The following is a 22,030-nucleotide window of genomic DNA, read 5'->3' as shown; positions in this document are numbered from 1 at the left end:
TGACCTCCGGCAGGGGACAGCGGCCGGGGGCCGGACCTAGCATCGGCGCGTGGGCGGCGATCCGGACGACGCGCCCGGGGCCCGCCGGTCCCGGTCCGGGGCGGACACGGGCGCGGGCGCCGGGGCCGTCGCCGTGGCCGCGGTCGGCGTCGCGCAGCTCGCCCTCGACGTGCTCGCACCCGACCCGCTCGGCACCGGTGGCGTCGTGTGGTGGGTGGCGTACCTGGTGGTCGTCGCGACGTTCGCGCTCGACGTCGGTCCGGTGCGCCGCCGGCCCCCGTCGAGCGTGCTGGTGGCGGTCGGTGCGGTGGCGACGTCGGTGGCGTGGCTCGCGCACCCCGCGGCCGAGTGGACGCCCGTGCTCTTCGTGGTCACGGCGGTCAGCGCGACGGACGCGTACCGACCGGCGGGCGTGACCCGTCTCATCGCGGCGCAGACCGTCGTCATCGCGGTCGGCGGTCTGCTCGGCGGGCGTGAGCTGCTCGGGGCCGCGTTCACGACGGCCGTGTACGGCGCGTTCCAGTTCTTCGCGACGGCCGTCGTCCGTGCCGCCGACCGCGAGGCCCGCGCCCGGGCGGACGCCGACGCCGCCCACGCGTCGCTGGCGGCCGCCCACGCCGAGCTGGCCGCGGCGCACGCGGACCTGCGCGCCACCAGCGCCCTTCTCGGCGCGTCCACCCGCGACGCCGAGCGCCTGCGCATCGCGCGCGACCTGCACGACGTCGTCGGGCACCAGCTCACCGCGCTCGCCCTCGAGCTCGAGATCGCGACGCACACCGCCGGCGACGAGGCCCGCACCCACGTCGTGCGGGCACGCGGCGTCGCCAAGGACCTGCTGCAGGACGTGCGGGCCGTGGTGGGTGAGCTGCGCACGGCGCCAAGCGGCCTGACCGAGGCGTTGCGGGACGTGCTGGACGTCCCGGGGCTGGACGTCGCGCTCGACGTCGAGCCCGGCCTGCCGCTCGCCGAGGCGCACCGCGTCGTCGTCGTGCGCTGCGTGCAGGAGGCCGCGACCAACACGCTGCGGCACGCGGGCGCCACCCACCTCGACGTCCGGGTGGCGCGGTCCGACGACGGCGCGGCGACGGTCGTCGAGGTGCGCGACGACGGCGGTGGCGCGACCGCCTGGACCCCCGGTCACGGGCTGCGCGGCATGCGCGAGCGCATCGAGGCGCTGGGGGGCACGCTCGACGTCGACCCCGGCCCGGGCCGCGGCTTCGGGCTCGTGGCGCGGGTGCCGACGTGATCCGCGTGGTGCTGGCCGACGACCAGACCCTCGTCCGGCGCGGCATCGCGGGGCTGCTGGCGCTGGCGGACGACGTCGAGGTCGTCGCGGAGGGCGACGACGGTGACGCGGCCCTCGCGCTCGTCGCCGCGCACCGGCCCGACGTGCTGCTGCTCGACCTGCAGATGCCGCGGCGTGACGGCATCGCGGTGCTCGCGGCGTTGCGCGACCGCGACGACCCGACGCCGGTGCTCGTCCTGACCACGTTCGACGACGACGCGCTCGTCGCCCGTGCGCTGTCCGCCGGAGCCCGCGGCTACCTGCTGAAGGACGTCACGCTCGAGCAGCTGCTCGACGCGGTGCGGGCGGTCGCGTCGGGCGGGCGGCTGTGGCAGCCGGCCGTCACCGAGCGGTTGCTGCGCGCACTGGTCGACCGGCCCGCCGCGCCGCTCGACGGCATCGACCGTCCCGAGCCGCTGACGCCGCGTGAGCTCGACGTGCTGCGGCTCGTCGCCGCGGGCTGGGCGAACCGCGAGATCGCCGACGCGCTGCACCTGGCACCCGGCACCGTGAAGAACCACGTATCGGCCGTGCTGCTCAAGCTGGGCGTCCGCGACCGGACCCGGGCGGCGCTGCGCGCACTGGAGCTGGGACTGCTCTGAGCACTGGTGATCTGGGCCCTGGCGGTCGCGGAGTGGTCACACAGGTGCCCACTTCACGACTGCGGCATCACGGCGGTGACCACTTCCCGGCCGGACGGGCGACGTACCTCAGCGGAACTCGAAGCTGAGGGTGATCGTCGGGTCGATGCCCGCGACGATCGAGGTGTAGAAGACCCTGGCCTGGTCCTCCAGGATCTCCGTGTTCTCCTCGACGTACTCCCCTTGAGCGTCCTCGTCGAGGATGGTGTTGATCATCTCCACGACGTCGATCTCCGGGGTCACCCAGCTGAGGACGCCGTTGTCCTCGACGACGGTCCGGAAGCTCTCGTCGTCATGCCCGATGAAGATGAACTCGGGGATGGAGATCAGCAGCTCGTCCTCACCGGTCTGGACGATCCGCACGTCCCCGCCCTCGATGCCCAGCTTGGCGTTGAACCCGTACTGCACGAACGACGATCGCCCGCTCCCGGGGACGTCCATGCCGAGGAACGAGCCCCGCTCGGTCTGCTCGGCGATGCCCTCGATCCCCAGGCTCAGGAGCACGACCTGCTCCTCCCGGGTGATCGAGCTGACGACCCGGGTGTCACGCTCCTCGGAGCCCGAGCCGAAGAGGGAGAGGTCGGGAAACGCTCGCATCACCCCGTACGCCAGGAGCGCCCCGAGGCACACGGCCACCACCAGCCACAGCGCCGTCCTGGATGCGTGCGACTTCTCCATGAGGGTCCCCGGACTCTCTTCGGCTCGAGCGGGCTGCGTGAGCACGCCTGACAGCGGCTCAGGCTGCCGCATCGTGGTGGCATCGGCACGTCAGGCGTCGGGCTGAACGCCGCAGTCAGCGGCCGGCAGGCGTCACCTCGTAGGACGTCAGGCGCGCGCGCTTGGTGGGCAGGTCGACCTCCGGGCCCAGGACGAAGCCGACGCGTTCCACGACGCGCAGCAACGCGGTGTTGCGTGCGTCCGGCTCGCCGACGATCCGCGTCGCACCCGTCCGGTCCGCGAGCACCTGGCACATCTCCCGCACCAACCGCGGTGCGTACCCGGCGACCGGACGCGGGGGCCTGGCACCGATGAGCACGTGCGCGCCCAGGTCACCGGGCTGCACGTCGTACACCTCGCCCACCGGGTCGAGCGCCGGCTCGTACGCCTGCACGAGTGCGACCCGCGTGCCGTCGAGACGGACGAGCAGCGCGTGGTGGTGGTCGATCGCGGCCAGCCCCGCGTACGTGTCCCGCAGGTCGTCGACGCCCAGGTCGCCCAGCCCCCAGAACCCGGTGCCCCGCGCCGTGCACCACGCGTGCAGCGTCGGCAGGTCGGCGTCGAGGTCCAGCAGCGCGGTGGTCAGGAGGCCGAGGCCGTCGACTGCCCGCTCGTCGAGGACCGTCCCGCCGGGCAGCCTCGCCCAGCCTGACGTCAGCCCCGTCACCGCTGCTGCCGTCACCCCCGTCGCCCCGACGCTCACGACCCCACCCCCGCGGGCAGCGCCTCGGGTGTCAGCCGCTCCCAGTCGGTGACGACCTCGACCGTCCCCGCGACGGCCCACGTCGGGTGCTGGTCCGCGAAGTGCGGGCTGCGGGGGTCACCGCTGGTGCCGAACGGCACCCCCCACCGGCTGCGCGACCGGTCCCCCAGGTCCCACACCCACCGCGCGACCGACCCCCGGAAGGCCCGGTCGGTCACGCCGGGCACGGTCCCGGTGCAGCGGACGGTGTCCTGGTCGCCGCCGAGCGGCAGCGCGGGCACGGCGGGCACGTGCGCCCCCGGCACGTCGGCCAGCACGTGCGCCGGGAGCACGGTGTGCCGGCCGCCCCACGTGCCGCCGTCGGGCCGCGCGGCGACCTCCTCCAGCGCGGCCCGCACGTGCGCCGGCCCGTCGATGCCCAGGTCGGCGCGGCCGAGCAGGCCGTCGAGCGCCGCCCCTACCCGACCCCACAGGCTGAACCAGGCGTCGAACGCGGGGCCGGCGTGGTGCGGGGCGGCGAGCGCGACGACGACCGGCTCCGCGACGAGCCGGACGACGAGCGCGGCGCGCAGGTCCGCGAGCAGCGCGGCCTGCGGGGACTCGGCGTCCATGTGCAGGTCCCACGCGAGCAGGTGGTCGCGGACCGCGCCGCCCGCCGGGCTCAGCCCGTCGAGGTCGACGACGTGCCGCAGCAGACGCCCGGCGCCGGCCCAGTGCGTGTCCCCGTGGACGTCGATCAGGTCAGCGACGCGCCACACGGGTCGCTCGGCCAGCAGGTGCGCCAGCCGGACGGCGCGGTCGGGGGCGTACACGCTGCCGTGGTCGCGGTCCGCGGCGGTGGGCCACTCGTTCGCGTCGACCGCGACGTCGGTGACCTCGCGAGGCGGCGTGAGCGCCCGCCACGGCCGGGGGGCGTGCGCGGGGTCCCACGCGCGCAGGGGCAGCTGCCGGTCGTCGGGCTCACGGTCGGCGACGAGGCCCGCGTCGAACGCCAGGACCGTGCCGTCCGCGTCGGCGGCCAGGACGCGGTTGACGGGGTCGACCCACCCCGCGAGCGCGGCGGCGACGTCGTGCGCGGTGCGGGCACGCAGCAGCGGGCGCAGGGACGCGAAGCCGAGGTCCGCCTCGACGCGCGGCTGCAGGCGCACGGACCGCGCCTCCTCCAGCCCGACCTGCGGCACCGCACCCGTCGTGACGTCGTCCTGGTCGATCGCGCGCCCGGGCGGCATGCCGCGCACGACCACGGGACCGCGCGCGGTCTCCAGCACGTCGACGGTGAGCGGCTCGCCGCCGCGGACGAGCACGTGCGCGGACGTCCGCTCGACGGGCTCGAAGCCGTCCGGTCCGAGGGCCTCCCAGCCGTGGTCGACGCGGCTCAGCAGCTCGCGGTACACCTCGGCGGCGTGCGCGGCGGCGTTGGTGATGCCCCACGCGGCGCCGCCGGTGTGACCGAAGTGCGGCAGCCCGGGCACGCCGGGGAAGGCAAGGCCGAGCACGTCGTACTGCGGGCACGCGAGCCGGATCTGCTGGTACGGGCCGGGCAGCTCGAGGACGCGGTGCGGGTCGCCCGCCAGCAGCGGCGCCCCGGACTGCGTGCGCGCGCCGTGCAGCGCCCACGCGTTGGAGCCGCTGCTCGGCCCGTCGGACGCGGGGTCGAACAGCCGCACGAGGTCCAGCGGGTCGACGTCCGTGAGCCCGGGGTGGCCGGAGTGCCGGGCGGCGCGCACGACGTGGTCGTGCCACAGCACGCGCGGGAACGTGGAGAACAGGGCGTGGTCGACGAGGAAGACGCCGAGCGGCGCCCACGCGGGCCACGGGTCGTCGAGGGTGGTGCCGCCGAGGACGCGGTCGAGCTCGTCGACCTCGACGGGCCGCGGCGCCGACGCGAGCCCGGCGTTCACCCCGGCCGTGTAGGCGTCGACCCACGCGCGGTCCTCGTCGCCGAGCGCCGCGTACGCGCGCTGCGCGGTGTCCGGCAGGCGCAGGCGGTGCGCGACGACGTCCCAGGCGACGCCCGCCTCGCCGAGGTGCTCGGCCAGGCGCCCCTCGGCGCGCCAGCGGTCGGTCTGCACCTGCCACGTGCGGTCGCGCGCCGTGACCCACCCCTGCCCGTGGGCGAGGGCGAGCTCGTCGGACGCGCGCACGTGCGGCACGCCCCAGGCGTCGCGGAACACCTCGAACGGCATCGTCAGGCGCCCTCGTCGCGCGCGACGGGGTTGGCGAGCGTCCCGGCGTAGATCAGCGACGCCGACTGGTCGGCCAGGTCGACCATCTGCAGGGTGTTGCGCAGCTGCAGGCGGTTGAGGCACGAGTGCGCAAACCGGGGCGCGCGCAGGTCGACGCCGGACGGCAGGTCCGGGTGGTCGGCGTGGTGCGCGTCGATGGTCTCGGCGACGACGCCCCAGAACGCGTCTTCGGTGAGCACGCCGTCGGTCACCAGGATCGCCGCGAGGTGCCGCAGGACGCCGTCGAGCACGTCGGTGAAGATCGCCAGGGCCTTCTCGTCGTCGTCGACCACCGCGCGGATGCGCTCGACCGCGGCCGGCAGGGTGCGGTCGGACAGGACCGCGACCTCCTCGCCGATGTCCTTGAGCAGCGCGCCGACGGGCACGTGGTCCTGCCACACGAGCAGCACGTTCTCGCCGTGCGGCATGAACGCCAGGTCGTGGGCGCGCAGGCAGTGCACGAGCGGGCGCAGGTAGACGCGCAGGTAGGCGCGCAGCCACTCGGCGGGGTCGAGCCCCGACGCCCGGACGGCCGCGGTCGCGAAGGCGTCGCCCGCGGCGTCGCGGTGCAGCAGCGCGGCCATCGTCGTCGCCCGCTGCCCGGGGGCCAGGAACGCGAACGGCTGCTCTCGCCACAGCGCCGCCAGCATCTTGCGGTGCGCGTTGGGGCGTGGCGTGCGGTGGTAGACGTCGCCCGTGTAGCCGATCGACGCGCGCTCGCGCAGCACGCGCACGCCGCAGGCCGCGAGCTCGGGGTCGGTGTCGACGAGGTCGGCGACCCAGTCGTTGATCGCCGGGGTCGCCCGCATGTACGCCGACGACAGCCCGCGCAGGAACCCCATGTTCTGGATCGCGACGGCCGTCTTGACGTAGTGCCGGTCGGGGCGGTCGACGTTGAGGAACGTGCGGATCGACTGCTGCGCGCGGTACGTGTCGTCGGACTCGCCGAGCAGGACGAGGTCGCGTCGGGCGACGTCGGGGGCGAACGTCACGGCCACGCGGTGCTCCCACTGCCACGGGTGGACGGGCAGGTACCGGTAGTCGTCGGGGTCGAGGTCGAGGTCGCGCAGGCGGTCCGCGAAGCGCGCGCGCGTGGCGTCGTCGAGCTCGTGGCGGTACAGCGCGTCCTCGGTGAGCCCGGCGCCGGTGGCGACGTGGCTGACGGCGCGTCGGGCGGCGAGCCAGACAAGGCGCACGGGCCGGCCCGCCTCGGGGGCGTACGCGTCGTGGTCGGTGACGCCGTAGCCGATGCGCCCGTTGTTGGCGATGAACGACGGGTGGCCCTCGGTCATGGCCTGCTCGACGGTCGCCAGGTCGGCGTGCAGCAGCGCGGCGCTCGACGGGCCGCCGTGCGCGCGTCGGTACGCGGCACTGGCGAGCGTCGAGGACAGCTCCTCCAGGTACAGCGCGAGCAGCTCGTCCGGGACCTGCAGCAGCGGCTGCAGCTCGAGCACCAGGTCGAGGACGTCCAGCGGCGCGGGCCGGCCTGCGACCTCGCGGGTCAGGGTTGCGCGGTCGATCGCCCAGTGCTCGAGCGCGAGCCGGCGTGCCCGGAACCGGTAGACGACGGCGCTGCCGTCGGGGGCGTCGAGCGCGAGGACGTACGGGCGCGTGGGGTCGTCGGCGGACGCGGCGGCGACGGACACGGGCGCGGCGGCCGAGGCCCGGTCGAGCCGCGGCACCAGCAGCCGCTCGTGCGCGAGCTCCGCGAGTGCCTTCGCGACGAGGTGGCGCTGCGCGGCCGCGAGGTGCTCCGGGGTGAGGTGGTCGGCGGGGTGCGGCGGTCGACGGGTCGCCGGTGGCGCGACGGGCAGGTCGGTGAGCGTCATCGGTGGTCCTCGTCGGTCGTGGTGGCGCCGAGCCGGCTGGCCGCGAAGTCCTCGCGCGTGCACACCGACAGCGCCGCGCGCTTGCCGGGCAGCTCGATCTCGCGGACCACCCGGAACCCGGCGGCGGCGTTCTTGGCGGCGATGGCGGTGTTGCGCACGTCGGGCTCGACGACGACACGCTGGGCGCGCAGCGTGCCGAAGCAGAACCGCAGCGTGGCGGCCATCACGGCGTCGGTGAGCCCGTGCAGCGCGGCGCCCGAGGGCGGCGCGACGAGCAGGTGCATGCCGACGTCGCCGGTGCGCGAGCGGTAGACGCCCTTGAGCAGCACGCGTGCCGGGTCGTACGTCTCGACCATGAACGTGGGGCGTGCGGCGACCCGGCCGATCCACGCGTGCTCGTCGGTGGAGTCCGCGAGCCGCTGCTCGTACCGCAGGACGTCGTCGAGCCCCAGGCCCTGCATCTGCCAGAACGCCGACGCGGGGTGCGTCAGCCAGTGGTGCAGCACCTGCGCGTCGCGCTCCGGCACGACGCGGTCGAGGCGGATCGGGCCGATCCGCTTCCACGCCTCGTCGCGGACCGTCTGCGCCGACAGCGGCTCGGTCTCCATGGAGCGCCAGGACGTCACGGGGCGACCCCGCCCGCGAACGCGACGGACGCGACGGTGCCGGCCGGCGGCGGTGGGGTACCGGGCGCGATCCCCGCCGGCACGCCGAACTCCTGGAACGCGATGCGCTGCTCGCGCGGGTAGACCTCACGTCCGCACACCGCCGCGAGGATCGTCGACGACCGCCACGCGCCGAACCCCAGGTCGGGGGCGGTGACGCCGTGGGTGTGCTCCTCGCCGTTCTGCACGAAGACGCGCCGGCGCCCGCCGTCCACGGAGTAGTCGCGGGCGACGGCCAGGCGGCCGTGCTCGTCGTGGTCGAGGCGGTCGGCGATGGGTGCCACGACGTCCGGCACCTGCGCGGCGTAGCCCGTGGCCAGCACGAGGGCCTCGGTGGTGCGCTCGTGCTCGACGTCGAGCTGCCCGTGCCGCAGCCGGAGCGTGTACTGCGCGCCGTCCCAGGTCGCGTCGAGCACCTCGGTGTCCGTCAGCAGGGTCGTCGGCACGGGGCCCGCGGCGCTCATGCGGTACAGGGTCTCGTAGATGTCGTCGACGAGGGAGGCGCTGATGCCCTTGGACAGGGCCCGCTGCTCGCGCGCGAGCCGGTCCCGCACGGGCGTCGGCAGGGCGTGGAAGTGGTCGGTGTACTCCGGCGACGTCATCTCCAGCGTCAGCTTGGTGTACTCCATCGGGAAGAACCGCGGCGAGCGGGTCACCCAGTCCAGCCGCGGGCCGCCCGGGCCGGTGGCGTCGAGCAGGTCGCGGTAGATCTCCGCGGCCGACTGCCCCGAGCCGACCACCGTCACCGACCCGGCCGCGCGCAGCCGGTCGCGGTGCGGCAGGTACTGCGACGAGTGCACGACGGGCCCGTCGAGCCCCCGCAGCGCCGCCGGCACGACGGGCTGCGTGCCGACGCCCAGGACGACGTGCCGCGTCCGGTAGGACTCGACGCCATCGGCGGTGCGCGCGTGCACGACGTACAGGTCCGCGTCGTGCGGGTCGACCTCGACGGACGTGACCGTGCGCCCCCAGCGCAGGGTGGTGAGCCGGCCGGCGACCCACCGGCAGTACGCGTCGTACTCGGCGCGCAGCGGGTAGAAGCTCTCGCGGATGTAGAACGGGTACAGCCGCCCGGTGTGCTTGAGCCAGCTGAGGAACGAGTACGGGCTCGTCGGGTCGGCCATCGTCACCAGGTCGGCGAGGAACGGCACCTGGATCGTCGCGCCGTCGAGCATCATGCCCGGGTGCCAGCGGAACTCCGCGGCGCGGTCTAGGAACACGGCGTCGAGGTCGAGCGGCGCGGCCAGGGCGGCGAGGCCCAGGTTGAACGGGCCGATGCCGACGCCGACGAGGTCGTGGACGGGGGCGTCCGCGTTCATCGCGCCACCGCCACGGCCGGGCGCAGCAGGTCGTGGCCCTCGAGCAGCGCCGCGGCCGCCTGCCGGACCAGCTCGAGCACGTGCCGCACGTCCGCGACGGTCCGGCCCGGGTCCAGCAGCGTGAGCTTGAGGCACGGACGACCGTCGAGCGTCGTGCGGGCGACGAGCGCGCGGCCCGAGTCGAACAGGACGCGGCGCACCTGCGCGACGAGCGCGTCGGCGTGCGCGTCGGTGAGGCCGGCAGGCTGGTAGCGGAACATCACGGTCGACAGGTCGGTGGGCGCCAGCAGCTGCAGGTCGGGGTCGGCGTCGACGAGCGTGTGGACGGCCGCCGCCAGGTCGATCGTCGCGTCGACCATCTCCCCGATGCGGTCCGCCCCCAGGGCGCGCAGCGTCGCCCACAGCTTGAGGGCGTCGAACCGGCGCGTCGTCTGCAGGGACACGTCGACCTGGTTGGGCTCGTCCTCGCCCGCGGGGTTGAGGTAGTCGTTGTGGTGCGCGACGAGCCGCAGGTCGGCGGCGTGCCGCACGACCAGCGCGGACGACGACACCGGCTGGAAGAACGCCTTGTGGAAGTCGACCGTCACGGAGCGGGCGCGCTCGATGCCGTCGAGCAGGTGCCGCCGGGTGCGGCTGACGAGCAGCCCGCAGCCGTACGCGGCGTCGACGTGCAGCCACACGTCGGCCGCGTCGCACACGTCCGCGATGCCGGCGAGCGGGTCGACGCACCCGCGGTCCGTCGTCCCGGCCGTCGCGACGACGGCCGCGGCGTGCCGGCCGGCGTCCGCCACGTGCCGCAGCGCGATGCGCAGCGCGTCGGGGCGCATGCGGCCGCGCTCGTCGACGGGGACGAGGCGGACCGCGTCGGGCGCGAGGCCCAGCAGGTACGCCGAGCGCTGCACCGAGAAGTGGCTGGACGCGGTCGCGAGCACGACGAGGTCGCGCAGGTCGACGCCCGGCGTCGTCGCGAGCGCGTGCTCCCGCGCCAGCAGCAGCGCCTGCAGGTTCGACTGCGTGCCGCCGGACGTGAACACCCCGCCGCCGGCGAGGAAGCCGATGCGCGCGGCGGTCCAGGCGACGATCCGCCGCTCCATGAGCGTGCCGACCGTCGACTGGTCGTACGTGTCGACGCTGGGGTTGATCGCGGCGAGCACGGCCTCCGCGGCGACCGCCGGCACGGCGACCGGGCAGTTCAGGTGCGCGACGTACGCGGGGTCGTGGAACCAGACCGCGTGCTGGGCGAACAGCTCGTCGATCTCGCGCAGCGCGGCGGGCGTCCCCTGACCCGGGCCGTCCAGGTCGACCGCGTCGACCAACGCCTGGAGGTGTTCGCGGCTCGCACCCGAGAACGGCTGGGTGGTGGTGCGGAACCGGGCGGCGACCCGGTCGACGGTGCCGCGCATGGCGTCGACGTAGGCGTCGGCGCTCGCGGCGGACAGCAGCTCGTGCACGTGTCGTTCTCCCCTGCGCAGGACGCGTCCCGCGTGCGGGAGCGTGTGAGGCATGCCTAAGTGAGGCGAGGCTAACCTACGTGAATCGGGCGAGGCGTCAAGGTCCGTCCGCGAGGAACAGGACGGCCGTCCGACTGCAGAGAAGCCACCCTCCCCGAGCGCGGTACTCGACGGTCGAGCGCGGTACTGGTACCCACCGCGCTCGGCAGTCGTGTGCCGCGCTCGCCGGACGACACGCCCACACCGGACACACCGGGCGCTTGACGCGTGTCACCCGGACGGCTGAAGTTGGCGACTTCCAGCCCGCTGACCTGCGGTGACCCGCAGCCGCCGCACCGGAGGCTCTACGTGCGCCCCGCCGAGAACCGCAACCCCATGCCGCCCGCAATCGGTCCGGCCACCCGGTGAAGGGTGCCCACCACGCCCTGTGCGGGGCGGCCGCGTGGGTCGCGGTCGCGTCGACCGCGCCGTACACGCTCGGCTGGTACCCGGTGTCGCCGCTCGGGGTCGTCACGGGTGCCCTGGTGTGCGCGGGCGCGGCCCTCGCACCCGACGCCGACCACCACGACGCGACGATCGCGCACTCGCTGCCGCCGGTCTCCGAGTGGGTGTGCGACGTCGTCGGGCACCTCGCGGGCGGGCACCGCAACGGCACGCACTCGGTACTGGGCGTTGCTGTGCTCGTCGGGATCGCGTGGGCAGCGGGGCAGGTGACCGTCGCGACGGAGACGCTCGGGGAGCTCGCTGCCGGGGCGGGGCTGCTGTCGTTGCTGCTGGTGGCCTTCGCCGCGCGCGCACTGGGGCTCGCGCGGCGTCGGCTCGACGCCTGGGCGCTGGCGCTGGGGCTCGCGGGGTTCATCACCGTGGCGGCGCCGACCGAGTGGGACTGGCTGCCCGTGGCCGTCGGGCTGGGCGCCGCCGTGCACATCGCCGGCGACATGCTGACCGACGGCGGCGTGCCGCTGCTGTGGCCGTGGGAGCCGCGCCCGCCGCGCTGGTGGCGGGCGACGCCCCTGCTCAACGACCTGTGGAGCCGGGGCGGCAACTTCGCGGTGCCGATCCTGGGGCGGACGGGCTCGTGGCGCGAGCGGATCCTGGTCAGCCCGCTGGCGGTCTACGCGGCGTACGGCGTGGGCGCCGCGGTCGTCGTCGGCTCGCTGACCGCACTGGGGTACGACGCCGACGCGGTGATGGCCCGGGCGTGGGAGGCCGCCGGTGTGCTGGTCGGCACGGCGACGGTCGTCGGCGCGACGGTCCTGACGGTCCCGCTGCTCACCTGAGGCCCGTCCCCGGCGGCCGACCTCGCACTTCGGCGGCTCATTCCCCCGGGGAAGCCGCCGAACACGGGTTCGTGAGCCCATCACGGGCGATGAGCCACCGGATCCGTGGGTCGCGGCCTCACGACCTCGATACCGGCCGGCGGGATCGCCGGGTGTGCGCGTCAGGCGGTCCGTGCCGCCAGCAGCGCGTCCAGGACGACGGCGGCCGCCTCGGCGAGCGGTGCGTCGGTGCGCTCGGCGTCCGGAGACGGCTGGTCCGTGCAGATCGCGAGCACCACCGGCGCGCCCCACGGCGTCCCGAGCGGCCCCGGCCAGACGACGGCGACGTCGTTGCGCGTGGCGTACGCGCCGGCGCCCGTCTTGTCGCCGACGGTCCAGCCCGGGCGTGCTGCCGCGCGCACGAGTGCGTCGCCCGTCGTGTTCCGGACCAGCCAGTCGGTGAGCACGTCGCGCTCGGGCGCGCTCAGCACGTCGCCCAGGACGAGCGCCTGGTACGTCTGCGCGAGCGCCCGGGCCGTGCTCGTGTCGCGCTCGTCGCCGGGTGCCGTGGCGTTGAGGTCCGGCTCCCACCGGTCGCTGCGCGTGACCTCGTCACCGATGCCGCGCAGGTACGCGGTGAGACCCGCAGGCCCACCGGCACCGCGCAGCAGCAGGTTGCCGGCGGTGTTGTCGCTGTACCGCACCGCCGCGTCGCCGAGCTCACGCCACGTCATCGTGCCGCCCACCCGCTCCCCGGTGACCGGCGAGAAGTCGACGAGGTCGTCCGCCGTCACGGGGACCGGCTCGTCGATGCCTGCGACCCCGCGGGACGCCAGCACGGCCGCCGCCGCGAGCGGCTTGAACGTCGAGCAGAACGCGAACCGCTCGTCGGCCCGGTGGCCGGTCGTGCGGCCCTGCGCGGTGTCCACCGCGTGCAGCCCGAGGCGCACGCCGTGCCGGGCCTCCACGTCCGCGAGCGCGGCCGTGAGATCGAGGACGGGTGGGGCGGCGGCGGGCGTCGCGGACGGCGTCGACGTCCCCGTCGGGGGCGACGACGACGCGCGCTGGCCGCGCTGTGGGGTGCACGCAGCGACCAGCAGCGTGAGCGCGCCGACCTGCAGGACACCCCGGCGGCTCGGACCGGACGCGTGAGACATCGGGGACCTCTGTGCAGGGGACGGCTGGGTCGCGGCCGGGCGCATCAGAGGAACAGGCAGAACGGGTGGCCGTCGAGGTCCAGCAGGACCCGGACCTCCTCCTGCGGCTGGACGTCCGCCTCGCGCGCACCGCACTCCCGCGCCCACGCGACGGCGGCGTCCAGGTCGTCGACCTGCACGTCGAGGTGCTGCGTCGAGCGCTGCTCCCCGGCCCGGGCGGGCCACACCGGCGGCGACCACTCGCGCTCGTGCTCCAGGTTGATCGTCAACCCGTCCTCGCCCTCGGGCGGCTTGACCTGGGCCCACGTGATGCCGGTGGGATCGTCGGGGGCGGCCTCCTCCTCGACCACCACTCGCCCCCCGAGGAGCCGGGCGTAGAAGTGGGCGGCCTCGTGCGGGTGCGCGGTGCTGATCGTGACGGACGTGGCGCGCAGGATCGGCCGCCGCCCTGCCGACGACCCGGCGCTGTGCGCGGGTGCGGTTGCGAGGTCGTCGTCGCTCATGGCGCACGATGCTGCCACCGACCGCCGACACAGGCATGACTGGAGCGCCCTCGGACGCGACAGTGGCGGGCCGGTGGAAGGCGCTCCATCGATCCGGGGTCAGGGGGCGTTCGCAACCCGGCGCAAGAGGTCCAGCAGCGTGCGCTGCTCATCGGCGTCCAGCACCTCGAGCCGCGCCCGCACCCCCTCGTGCCGCCGGGCCGACAGCCGGTCGAGCAGGTCGTGGCCGGCGTCCGTGATCTCGACGAGCGTCGCGCGGCGGTCGTCCGGGTCGGGGACGCGGCGGACCCAGCCGTCCTGCTCCGCCTGGTCGACCTTGGACGTCACCGACCGCGGCGCGACGTCGAGGGCGGCCGCGAGCTCCCCGAGCCTGCGCGGGCAGTCGCACCGGTCGAGCGTGCGCAGCAGGCGCAGCTGGCCGGGGGTGATGTCGTGGCCGAGCCGCTCGGCGGCGTCCCGGCGCGCGGTGCGCAGCACGTCGTGCAGGAGCTCGAGCAGCTCCTCGGACGGCTCGGGGAGCCGGGCGGGGTCCCGACGCGCGCGGTGGGCCGCGCCGTGGTGGGCTGCGTCGTGACGCGCCGCATCGTGGCGGGGAGCGTCATGATGGGCCGCGTCGTGGCGCGACGGGGCGTCGGGCACGTCGTCACCTCCCCGTCCTGGCACGGCACCGAGGCTACCCGGGAATACCCAAGAGGTGAACATTGCTCATCGTGAGGTAACCTCAGCATGTTGCGCGGCTCGCACCGCGCCCTCCGACCCCTGGAGGTCCCCTTGACCCACCCTGGACCCATGCCCGGCGGCCGCGGGATGCGCGGCTTCAGCCAGGACCGCGGCGTCGCGCGTCAGCGCCTCGCGGCCGGCACGCTGCGCCGCATCCTCACGTTCGCCCGCCCCTACCGCGCTCAGCTCGCGGTCTTCCTCGTCCTCATCGCGCTCGGCGCCGCCGCCGGCGCGCTCACCCCGCTGCTGTTCCAGCGGCTCATCGACGACGGCATCGCGACGGGCAACACCCGCACGGTCGTCGGGATCGCCGCCGTCGTCGCAGGGCTGGCCGTCGTGTCCGCGATCCTCGGCGTGGCCGAGCGCTGGGTGTCCGCGCGCATCGGCGAGGGCCTCATCCACGACCTGCGCACCACCGTCTTCGACCACGTGCAGCGCATGCCGCTCGCGTTCTTCAGCCGCGCCAAGACCGGCGCGCTCGTGCAGCGCCTCAACGGCGACGTCCTCGGTGCGCAGCAGGCGTTCACGTCCACGCTGTCCAACGTGGTGAGCAACTCGCTCACCGTCGTCTTCGTGCTCGCCGCGATGCTGTCGATGTCGTGGCAGCTCACGCTCCTGTCGCTCGTCCTGGTCCCCGTGTTCGTGCTGCCCGCACGGTGGTTCGGACGCAAGATCGCCGCGATCACGCGCGAGTCCTACGAGCTCGGCGCCGAGGCGTCGCAGACCATGACCGAGCGGTTCAACGTCGCCGGCGCGCACCTCGTGAAGATCTTCGGCGACCCCGACCGCGAGTCCTCCGCCTACGCGGAGCAGACGGGCCGCGTCCGGGACATCGGCGTCAAGCGCGCCCTGTACTCGACGTGGTTCCGCATCGGACTGACCACGGTCGCCGCGGTCGCGACGGCCATCGTGTACGGCGTCGGTGGCCTGCTCGCCATCCGCGGCGAGCTCACCGTGGGCGTCGTCGTCGCGCTCGCTGCGTACCTCGGGCGCCTGTACGGCCCGCTCACCGCGATCTCCAACGTCCAGGTCGACGTCATGACGGCGCTCGTGTCGTTCGAGCGGGTCCTCGAGGTCCTCGACCTCGAGCCGACGGTGGCCGAGAAGCCCGACGCGTCGGACCTGCGCGCAGCCGTCGCCACCCGCGGCGCGACCCTCGAGCTCGACCACGTCGCGTTCCGCTACCCGTCCGCCGGCGAGGTCTCCCTCGCGTCGCTCGAGTCCGTGGCGACGCTGAGCCGCGACGCCGTCGCCGACACGCTGCACGACGTCACGTTCCAGGTGCCGGCCGGGTCGATGGTCGCGCTCGTCGGCCCGTCCGGCGCCGGCAAGACGACCATCTCGCAGCTCGTCACCCGCATGTACGACCCGACGCGCGGCGCCGTCCGCATCGCCGGCGTGGACCTGCGCGACGTCACGACCGCCTCCCTGCGCGACACCGTGGGCGTCGTCAGCCAGGAGGCGCACCTCTTCCACGACACGATCGCCGGCAACCTGCGCTTCGCCCGCGCGGAGGCGACCGACGACGACATCGAGCGCGCCCTGCGCGGCGCCCACGTGTGGGACCTCGTCGCGTCCCTGCCCGACGGCATCGACACCGTCGTCGGGGACCGCGGCTACCGCCTGTCCGGCGGCGAGCGCCAGCGCCTCGCGATCGCGCGGCTGCTGCTCAAGGCTCCCGACGTCGTCGTGCTCGACGAGGCCACGGCGCACCTGGACTCCGAGTCCGAGGCCGCCGTGCAGGCCGCGCTCGACGAGGCGCTCGTCGGGCGGACGTCGCTCGTCATCGCGCACCGGCTGTCGACCGTGCGCCAGGCGGACCTCATCGTCGTGGTGGACGGGGGGCGCGTCGTCCAGACGGGCACGCACGACGCCCTGCTCGCGGGCGGCGGCCTGTACGCGGACCTCTATCGCACCCAGTTCGCGCCGAGCCCGACGGCTGCGTGATCAGCACCTGGGCACGAATCAGATAATCGGATACCCTGCTGTCGTGCGCACCCTGACAGCGACCCACGCCTCGCGCGGGTTCTCCGACCTGCTCGACGCCGTCGAGCGCGGGGAGACCGTCCGCATCACCCGCGCGGGCCACGTCGTCGCCGAGCTGCGGCCGGTGGCCGCGACCACCGGCCGCGCGCTGCGGACCGCGCTGCGGGACACCCCCCGCCTGGACGACGCGTTCGAGGCCGACATCGCCGCCGCGACAGCCTTGCTCACCGAGCCCGAGCGGGACCCGTGGGCCGACGCCTGATCCTCGACACCACGACGCTGATCGCCTACGTGCGCGGCCGCTTCGACACCACCCAGCTCGACGACGACGACCTCGCCATCGCGGCGATCACCGTCGCCGAGTTCCGCACCGGCATCGAGCTGGCCGACACCCCCGCACGCGCCGCCGAGCGCGCCCGGGTCCTCACCGTCATCACGGACACCCTCACGGTGCTGGACTACACCGAACGGACGGCCGCCGAGCACGCGCGTCTGCTCGCCGCCGTCCGACGTACGGGCACGCCGCGCGGCGCCCACGACCTGATCATCGCGGCGCACGCCGCACAGGACGACCGCGCGGTGCTGTCGCTGGACGCCCGCGCCCGGTTCGCGGACCTGCCGGGTGTGCGCTCCGACACCCCGCGCTGACCCGACCCCACGCGGGCGTCAGTGGGCGAGCTTGAGGCCGACGACGCAGCCGACGATCCCGAGGATCAGCAGGATCTTGACCAGGCTCGCAGTCTCGGCGCCCGTCGCCATCGCGTAGGCGACGGTGATCGACGCTCCGATGCCGACCCACACGGCGTACGACGTGCCGGTCGGGAGCTCGCGCATCGCGTAGGCCAGGCCGCCCATCGAGGCGAGCAGGGCGACGCCGAAGACGACGGTCGGGGCAAGACGCGTGAAGCCCTCGGACCGGCCGAGGGCGGTGGCCCAGACGGCCTCCAGCACCCCGGACACGACGAGCACGATCCAGGCGACCGACGTGGCGGACACGGCAGACCTCCGGTGGCTGCCGTCTTGTCGCTCTCCGGGTACGGCGCCCCTCGTCCGGGGACCTGCGCTGACGCGGGCCCACCACCATGCTCGCACGCGACCGCCCACCCGGCCCGGATGGTGCGGCACCTCACCACCCTCCACCCCTGCGGAGCCCGCACAGCCCCGGCGAGCGCGGTACTCGACCGCCGAGCGCGGTACCAACGAGTACCGCGGTCGGCTGCTGAGTACCGCGCTCGGGACGGTGAAACTGGATTGCTCTCTCGCGGGGGTGGGGGTGGGGGCTCGGCGGGGCTGAGCTGGATTGCTCTCTCGCGGACTGTTGGGGGACGGGTGGGTCAGGTGGGGTCGGTGGGCTCGTAGGCGCGGATGGCGTCGACCTTGGCGGCCGACGCGGACGTCGGGTCGAACTCGTGGTCCAGCCACTCGCGGACGAGGGTCTTGGCGAGCTCCACACCGATGACGCGCTGCCCCAGGCACAGCACCTGGGCGTCGTTCGACAGCACCGAACGCTGCACGGAGAACGCGTCGTGCGCGGTCACCGCCCGCACCCCGGGCACCTTGTTGGCGGCGATCGCCATGCCCAGGCCCGTGCCGCACACCAGCAGCGCGCGATCGGCGCTCCCGTCCGCGACGCGCCGCGCCGCCGCAACCGCGACGTGCGGGTACGCGGTGTCGTCACCGTCGTGCACGCCGACGTCCTCGACGACCTCGACGCGCGGGTCGGCCCGCAGCAGGTCCGCCAGGACGTCCTTGTACGCGAGCCCTGCCTCGTCGGCTCCGACGACGATCCTCGCCACGCTCATGACGTCTCCTCTTCCTCGGATGCCCCGGTGGGCCGGACGGCCGCGAGGACCGCCGCGAAGGACACGGCACCCGGGTCGGGGGTGCCGACGCTGCGCTCGGCGAGCGGACGCGCGCGGCCCAGCCGGGGGCGCATCTCGGCGGTGGCCTGCGCCGCGGCGCGCGCGGCGGCGAGAGCGGCGTCCCAGGCGACGTCGAGCGGGTCACCGGCTGCGGCGGCGGTCTCGAGCGCGGCCGCGGACGGCTCGGCCGCGTCGACCATCGTCTTGTCGCCCGGCTTCGCCCCGCCGAGCGCGACCACGGCCGCGACGCCCGCGCGGACGGCCGCGGCCGCACGCGTCGACGGATCGGCGACGGGCCGCGCCGCCAGGGCGTGCGCAGCGGCACCGATGCCGGCACCCCACAGCACGCCGGACGTGCCACCGGCACGGTCGGCCCACGCGCGGCCGGCGTCCCGGAGACAGGCGACTGCGCCGTGCCCCGCGTCGGCCGCCGCCACGGCTGCCTCGGCCGCAGCCGAGGCCCCCCGCAGCATGCCGCGGCCGTGGTCGCCGTCGCCCGCGACGGCGTCGAGCCGCCCGAGCTCCGTCTCGAGCTCCGTCAGCACCGCGACGACGCGTCCCAGCGCCGCCACGACGACCGGCGCCTCGGCGGCGTCCGCCGCATCGACGACGCGCGGCGCGCCTCCGGACGTCGGCGAGCCCGACGTGGGCAGGCCTGACGCGACCTCGTCCGACACGCCCGCTTGCGACGTGCCCTCGTCCGACCCCGCCTCGTCCGACGCGCCCCCGTCCGACGCACCCCCGTTCGACGCACCCCCGTCCGACGCGCCCGCGTCCGAGGGGGCGGCGTCCCCCGCCGCGACGGCTCCCGCGCCCGTCGACCCACCCGGTGCACCGCCGACCGTCCCGGCCGCGCCCACCGTCCCCCGCCGGTACGCGGGCGTGTGCGCGGGCGCGCACCACCACCGCTCGAGGTCGTCGTCCAGCCACACGAGCGTCAGCGAGCACCCCGACATGTCGAGGCTGGTGACGAGCTCGCCGACGTCCGGCTGCACGGCCTGCAGGCCAGCGGCGTCGAGGCGCGCGCGGACGGCGCGCCACAGCACGAACAGCTCCTCGTACTTGGTCCGCCCCAGTCCGTTGAGGACCACCCCGACGCGCGGCCCCGACCCCGCGGGGCGTTCGCCCAGCAGCCGGTCGACGAGCAGCGTCGCGAGCTCGGACGCGGTGCACGCGGGCACCTCACCGATCCCCGGCTCGCCGTGGATCCCGACCCCCAGCCCGACCATCCCGTCGGGCACGGTGAACAGGGGCGCGTCGGCGCCGGGCAGCGTGCAGCCGTCGAACGCGACGCCGAGCGTGCGCGTGCGGTCGTTGGCGTGCCGGACAGCGGCGACGACCTCGTCGAAGGACGCGCCCTCCGCAGCGGCAGCCCCGGCGACCTTGAACACGACGTGGTCGCCCGCGATCCCGCGCCGCCGCGACACCTCGTCGACGGGCGCGGACGCGATGTCGTCGGTGACGACGAGGTACTCGCAGGGCACTCCGCGCCGGCGCAGCTCGTCGCGCGCGAGCGTGAAGTTCATGACGTCGCCCGCGTAGTTGCCGGTGAGCAGGACGACGCCCGCGTCGCCGGCCGCGGCGGCGCCCACGGACACCGCGTCGGTGGTCGACGGCGACGTGAACACGTTGCCCACCACCGCACCGTCCGCGTACCCCGGCCCGACGAGCCCGCAGAACGCCGGGTAGTGCCCCGACCCCCCGCCGACGACGACGGCGACCTGCGACCGCGGCGCCGGCACGGCCCGCACCACCCCGCCCGGCACGCGCCGCACCTGGTCGGCGTACAGGTCGACGAACCCGTCGAGCGCGTCGTCGACGAACTGGGCCGGGTCGTCGGCCAGGGGCCTCACCACGCCTGCTCCTGCGCGGTGAGCAGCGTCGCGACGACCGAGTCGTCGGAGGCGTCGTGCCCCGCGGCGGACACGGTCCGGTACAGCTGCTCGGCGGCCGCGGCGACGGGCGTCGCGATCTTGAGCTGCCGCGTGAGGTCGCCGACGATGCCCATGTCCTTGCCGATGACGTCGAGCCGCGAGCGCAGCGGCGGCGTCTCGCCGCGCAGCTGGGCGGCGATGCGCGGGCCGCGGTCGGCGAGCATGAACGAGGCGGCCGCACCCTGCGACAGCACCTCGATGCACGCGTCGAGGTCGAGCCCCAGGCGGTGCGCGAGCGCGAGCGCCTCGGACGCCGCGGCCGTGTGGATGCCGCAGAGCAGCTGGTTGACGGTCTTGAGCTGCTGACCTGCACCGATGCCGCCGACGACGGTGAGCGACGACGACAGGGCCTCAAGCACCGGCCGGGCCGCCGCGAGGGCCTCGTCGTCGGCGCCGACCATGATGAGCAGGTCACCGGTGCCGGCGCGGACGGGCCCGCCGGACACGGGCGCGTCGACGCAGCGGATGCCGCGGGCCGCGAGCGCGTCGGCGACGGAGCGGACGGCCGACTCCCCGACGGTCGAGGTCACGACGACCACGGCGCCGGTCGGCAGCGAGTCGGCGACGCCGCCCGCACCGAGGACGAGCGCGTCGAGCTGCGCCCCGTCCCGCACCCCGACGACGACGACGTCGGTGCCGCGGCACGCCTCGGCGACCGTGGCGGCGGCCGTGGCCCCCGCCTCGACGGCGAGCGCGACGCGCTCCGGGGCGACGTCGAACCCGACGACGTCGAACGCACCGGTGAGGGCCGTCGCCATGGGCAGGCCCATCGCACCGAGGCCGAGGACGGCGACACGGGCGCTCATCGTGCACCCCCGACCGCGTGCAGGACGGACTCGCGGGCCTCGCCCGTGGCGACCGCGAGCATGCGGCGCAGGTAGCGCGCGTTGCGCGCCGAGACCGACAGCCCGTCGCCGCCGTAGTGCTCGACGCAGAACGGGCCGGTGAACCCGGCGTCGACGGCCGTGCGGATGGCCGTGCGGTAGCTCACCGAACCCATCTCCATGGGGGCCGGCAGCGCGACGTACGTGCCGGCCTCGCGGTCCTCGTCGCGGTAGTAGCTCTTGACGTGCCAGTAGTTCGACACGGGCAGGCACGCGGCGACGGCGGCCTGGAAGTCCTCGACGGGCCCGTGCAGCCGGAACAGGTTGCCCAGGTCGGGGTTGAGGCCGACGTTGTCGTCGGCGATGTCGTGGACGAGCCGCACGGCCGACGCGGCGCTGCCGAGCAGGGTGTCCTCGTACATCTCGAGCGACAGGGCGACGCCCACCTCGGCGGCGTGCCGTCCCAGCTCGCGCAGCCGGCCGACCGCCAGGTCCCAGGTGTCGACGTCGTTGGAGTCGACCGGGCCCTGCTCGGTCCAGAACCAGAAGGCCTCGCGCTGCGCGGGCAGCAGCGGCCGGTGCAGCCCGACGCTGACGACGCGGACGCCCAGCGCGGCGGCCGCGTCGATCGTGCGGTGCGAGTAGGCGAGGTTGTCGTCCCCCGTCACGGGGTCGATCACCGAGCGGCGGATCGCCGACAGCGCGACGGGGTCGAGCCCGACGCTCGTCAGCGCGTCACGCAGCTCGTCGACGCGCGCGGGCGCCAGGTCCCCGGCGCGGACCCACGAGTCGGTCAGGTCCACCTCGGTGAACCCCTCGTACGCGACCTCCGCGAGGTGGTCGACCCAGGTGTCCGCGGGTGCGTCCTGCGACGCGGGGAACGGGAGCATCGCGGCGGCGATCGGCCACTGCGCGCTGGTGGGACGGGTGTCGGGCGTGCTCATGCGGAC

Annotated in this window: 21 protein-coding genes and 1 riboswitch; of the genes, 6 read left to right on the top strand and 15 right to left on the bottom strand. The window is 75.2% G+C overall.

The features are described from left to right. Positions 1-49: 49 nt before the first annotated feature. Together OKX07_RS01155 and OKX07_RS01150 are read left to right on the top strand one after the other, a co-directional pair. The gene (locus OKX07_RS01155; RefSeq protein ID WP_265630034.1) at positions 50-1,246 is read left to right on the top strand and encodes a sensor histidine kinase; all 1,197 of its coding nucleotides are present in this window, start codon (positions 50-52) and stop codon (positions 1,244-1,246) included. Further along, a complete protein-coding gene (locus tag OKX07_RS01150; RefSeq protein ID WP_265630033.1) occupies positions 1,243-1,887 on the top strand; it encodes a response regulator in 645 nt (214 codons plus the stop codon). The genes OKX07_RS01155 and OKX07_RS01150 overlap by 4 nt, the downstream gene beginning before the upstream one ends. A gap of 108 nt (positions 1,888-1,995) precedes the next feature. Here OKX07_RS01150 and OKX07_RS01145 read toward each other — a convergent pair whose 3' ends face one another. The 7 genes from OKX07_RS01145 to OKX07_RS01115 form a co-directional block, all read right to left on the bottom strand. Next, positions 1,996-2,604, bottom strand: coding sequence for a hypothetical protein (locus OKX07_RS01145; protein ID WP_265630032.1), 609 nt, complete (start codon positions 2,602-2,604; stop codon positions 1,996-1,998). Between the two features lie 115 nt (positions 2,605-2,719). Continuing rightward, positions 2,720-3,346: a GNAT family N-acetyltransferase gene (locus OKX07_RS01140; protein ID WP_265630031.1), complete on the bottom strand. Its 627-nt coding sequence runs from the start codon at positions 3,344-3,346 to the stop codon at positions 2,720-2,722. Further along, positions 3,343-5,532: a penicillin acylase family protein gene (locus OKX07_RS01135; RefSeq protein WP_265630030.1), complete on the bottom strand. Its 2,190-nt coding sequence runs from the start codon at positions 5,530-5,532 to the stop codon at positions 3,343-3,345. Before OKX07_RS01135 ends, OKX07_RS01140 begins: the two co-directional genes overlap by 4 nt. Positions 5,533-5,534: 2 nt before the next feature. After that, on the bottom strand, positions 5,535-7,400 hold the full coding sequence (locus tag OKX07_RS01130; protein ID WP_265630029.1) for an IucA/IucC family protein: 1,866 nt from the start codon (positions 7,398-7,400) through the stop codon (positions 5,535-5,537). Continuing rightward, on the bottom strand, positions 7,397-8,026 hold the full coding sequence (locus OKX07_RS01125; protein ID WP_265630028.1) for a GNAT family N-acetyltransferase: 630 nt from the start codon (positions 8,024-8,026) through the stop codon (positions 7,397-7,399). The genes OKX07_RS01130 and OKX07_RS01125 overlap by 4 nt, the downstream gene beginning before the upstream one ends. Beyond that, on the bottom strand, positions 8,023-9,384 hold the full coding sequence (locus OKX07_RS01120; protein WP_265630027.1) for a lysine N(6)-hydroxylase/L-ornithine N(5)-oxygenase family protein: 1,362 nt from the start codon (positions 9,382-9,384) through the stop codon (positions 8,023-8,025). The genes OKX07_RS01125 and OKX07_RS01120 overlap by 4 nt, the downstream gene beginning before the upstream one ends. Next, positions 9,381-10,835, bottom strand: coding sequence for a pyridoxal phosphate-dependent decarboxylase family protein (locus OKX07_RS01115; protein ID WP_265630026.1), 1,455 nt, complete (start codon positions 10,833-10,835; stop codon positions 9,381-9,383). Before OKX07_RS01115 ends, OKX07_RS01120 begins: the two co-directional genes overlap by 4 nt. A 404-nt stretch (positions 10,836-11,239) precedes the next feature. Here OKX07_RS01115 and OKX07_RS01110 point away from each other — a divergent pair, with 404 nt between their 5' ends. Beyond that, positions 11,240-12,115: a metal-dependent hydrolase gene (locus OKX07_RS01110; RefSeq protein ID WP_265630025.1), complete on the top strand. Its 876-nt coding sequence runs from the start codon at positions 11,240-11,242 to the stop codon at positions 12,113-12,115. Positions 12,116-12,276: 161 nt separating this feature from the next. Here the strand turns inward: OKX07_RS01110 and bla are convergent, their stop codons facing one another. The 3 genes from bla to OKX07_RS01095 form a co-directional block, all read right to left on the bottom strand. Continuing rightward, positions 12,277-13,251, bottom strand: a complete 975-nt coding sequence (gene bla / locus OKX07_RS01105) for a class A beta-lactamase (RefSeq protein ID WP_265630024.1) — start codon at positions 13,249-13,251, stop codon at positions 12,277-12,279. Between the two features lie 44 nt (positions 13,252-13,295). Next, the gene (locus tag OKX07_RS01100; protein ID WP_265630023.1) at positions 13,296-13,754 is read right to left on the bottom strand and encodes a VOC family protein; all 459 of its coding nucleotides are present in this window, start codon (positions 13,752-13,754) and stop codon (positions 13,296-13,298) included. Positions 13,755-13,853: 99 nt separating this feature from the next. Next, on the bottom strand, positions 13,854-14,393 hold the full coding sequence (locus tag OKX07_RS01095; RefSeq protein WP_265630022.1) for a MarR family winged helix-turn-helix transcriptional regulator: 540 nt from the start codon (positions 14,391-14,393) through the stop codon (positions 13,854-13,856). 150 nt (positions 14,394-14,543) lie between these two features. Here OKX07_RS01095 and OKX07_RS01090 point away from each other — a divergent pair, with 150 nt between their 5' ends. The 3 genes from OKX07_RS01090 to OKX07_RS01080 are packed head-to-tail and all read left to right on the top strand — an operon-like array spanning position 14,544 to position 17,108. After that, complete coding sequence (locus OKX07_RS01090) at positions 14,544-16,421, top strand: ABC transporter ATP-binding protein (RefSeq protein WP_265630021.1); 1,878 nt, start codon at positions 14,544-14,546, stop codon at positions 16,419-16,421. A 43-nt stretch (positions 16,422-16,464) separates the two neighbouring features. Beyond that, positions 16,465-16,722, top strand: coding sequence for a type II toxin-antitoxin system Phd/YefM family antitoxin (locus OKX07_RS01085; protein ID WP_265630020.1), 258 nt, complete (start codon positions 16,465-16,467; stop codon positions 16,720-16,722). Then, the gene (locus OKX07_RS01080; protein ID WP_265630019.1) at positions 16,707-17,108 is read left to right on the top strand and encodes a PIN domain-containing protein; all 402 of its coding nucleotides are present in this window, start codon (positions 16,707-16,709) and stop codon (positions 17,106-17,108) included. The genes OKX07_RS01085 and OKX07_RS01080 overlap by 16 nt, the downstream gene beginning before the upstream one ends. Before the next feature lie 18 nt (positions 17,109-17,126). Here OKX07_RS01080 and OKX07_RS01075 read toward each other — a convergent pair whose 3' ends face one another. The 5 genes from OKX07_RS01075 to OKX07_RS01055 all read right to left on the bottom strand — a co-directional run bounded on the left by OKX07_RS01075 (position 17,127) and on the right by OKX07_RS01055 (position 22,024). Continuing rightward, positions 17,127-17,456 carry a DMT family transporter gene (locus OKX07_RS01075; RefSeq protein WP_265630018.1) on the bottom strand — a complete coding sequence of 110 codons (330 nt, stop codon included), beginning with the start codon at positions 17,454-17,456 and terminating at the stop codon, positions 17,127-17,129. Positions 17,457-17,468: 12 nt separating this feature from the next. Next, positions 17,469-17,537, bottom strand: a riboswitch (guanidine-III (ykkC-III) riboswitch). A gap of 257 nt (positions 17,538-17,794) precedes the next feature. Next, positions 17,795-18,262 carry a ribose-5-phosphate isomerase gene (locus OKX07_RS01070; RefSeq protein ID WP_265630017.1) on the bottom strand — a complete coding sequence of 156 codons (468 nt, stop codon included), beginning with the start codon at positions 18,260-18,262 and terminating at the stop codon, positions 17,795-17,797. After that, positions 18,259-20,178: a dihydroxyacetone kinase family protein gene (locus OKX07_RS01065; protein WP_322746810.1), complete on the bottom strand. Its 1,920-nt coding sequence runs from the start codon at positions 20,176-20,178 to the stop codon at positions 18,259-18,261. Before OKX07_RS01065 ends, OKX07_RS01070 begins: the two co-directional genes overlap by 4 nt. Next, positions 20,172-21,062: an NAD(P)-dependent oxidoreductase gene (locus tag OKX07_RS01060; RefSeq protein ID WP_265630016.1), complete on the bottom strand. Its 891-nt coding sequence runs from the start codon at positions 21,060-21,062 to the stop codon at positions 20,172-20,174. Before OKX07_RS01060 ends, OKX07_RS01065 begins: the two co-directional genes overlap by 7 nt. Further along, positions 21,059-22,024, bottom strand: a complete 966-nt coding sequence (locus OKX07_RS01055) for a sugar phosphate isomerase/epimerase family protein (RefSeq protein WP_265630015.1) — start codon at positions 22,022-22,024, stop codon at positions 21,059-21,061. Before OKX07_RS01055 ends, OKX07_RS01060 begins: the two co-directional genes overlap by 4 nt. Positions 22,025-22,030 lie beyond the last annotated feature (6 nt).

Origin of the sequence: Cellulomonas sp. S1-8 (genome assembly GCF_026184235.1) — a bacterium.
Lineage (GTDB): Bacteria > Actinomycetota > Actinomycetes > Actinomycetales > Cellulomonadaceae > Cellulomonas.
The sequence above is the reverse complement of the archived record's forward strand: the minus strand, read 5'-3'. Positions and strand labels throughout refer to the sequence as shown.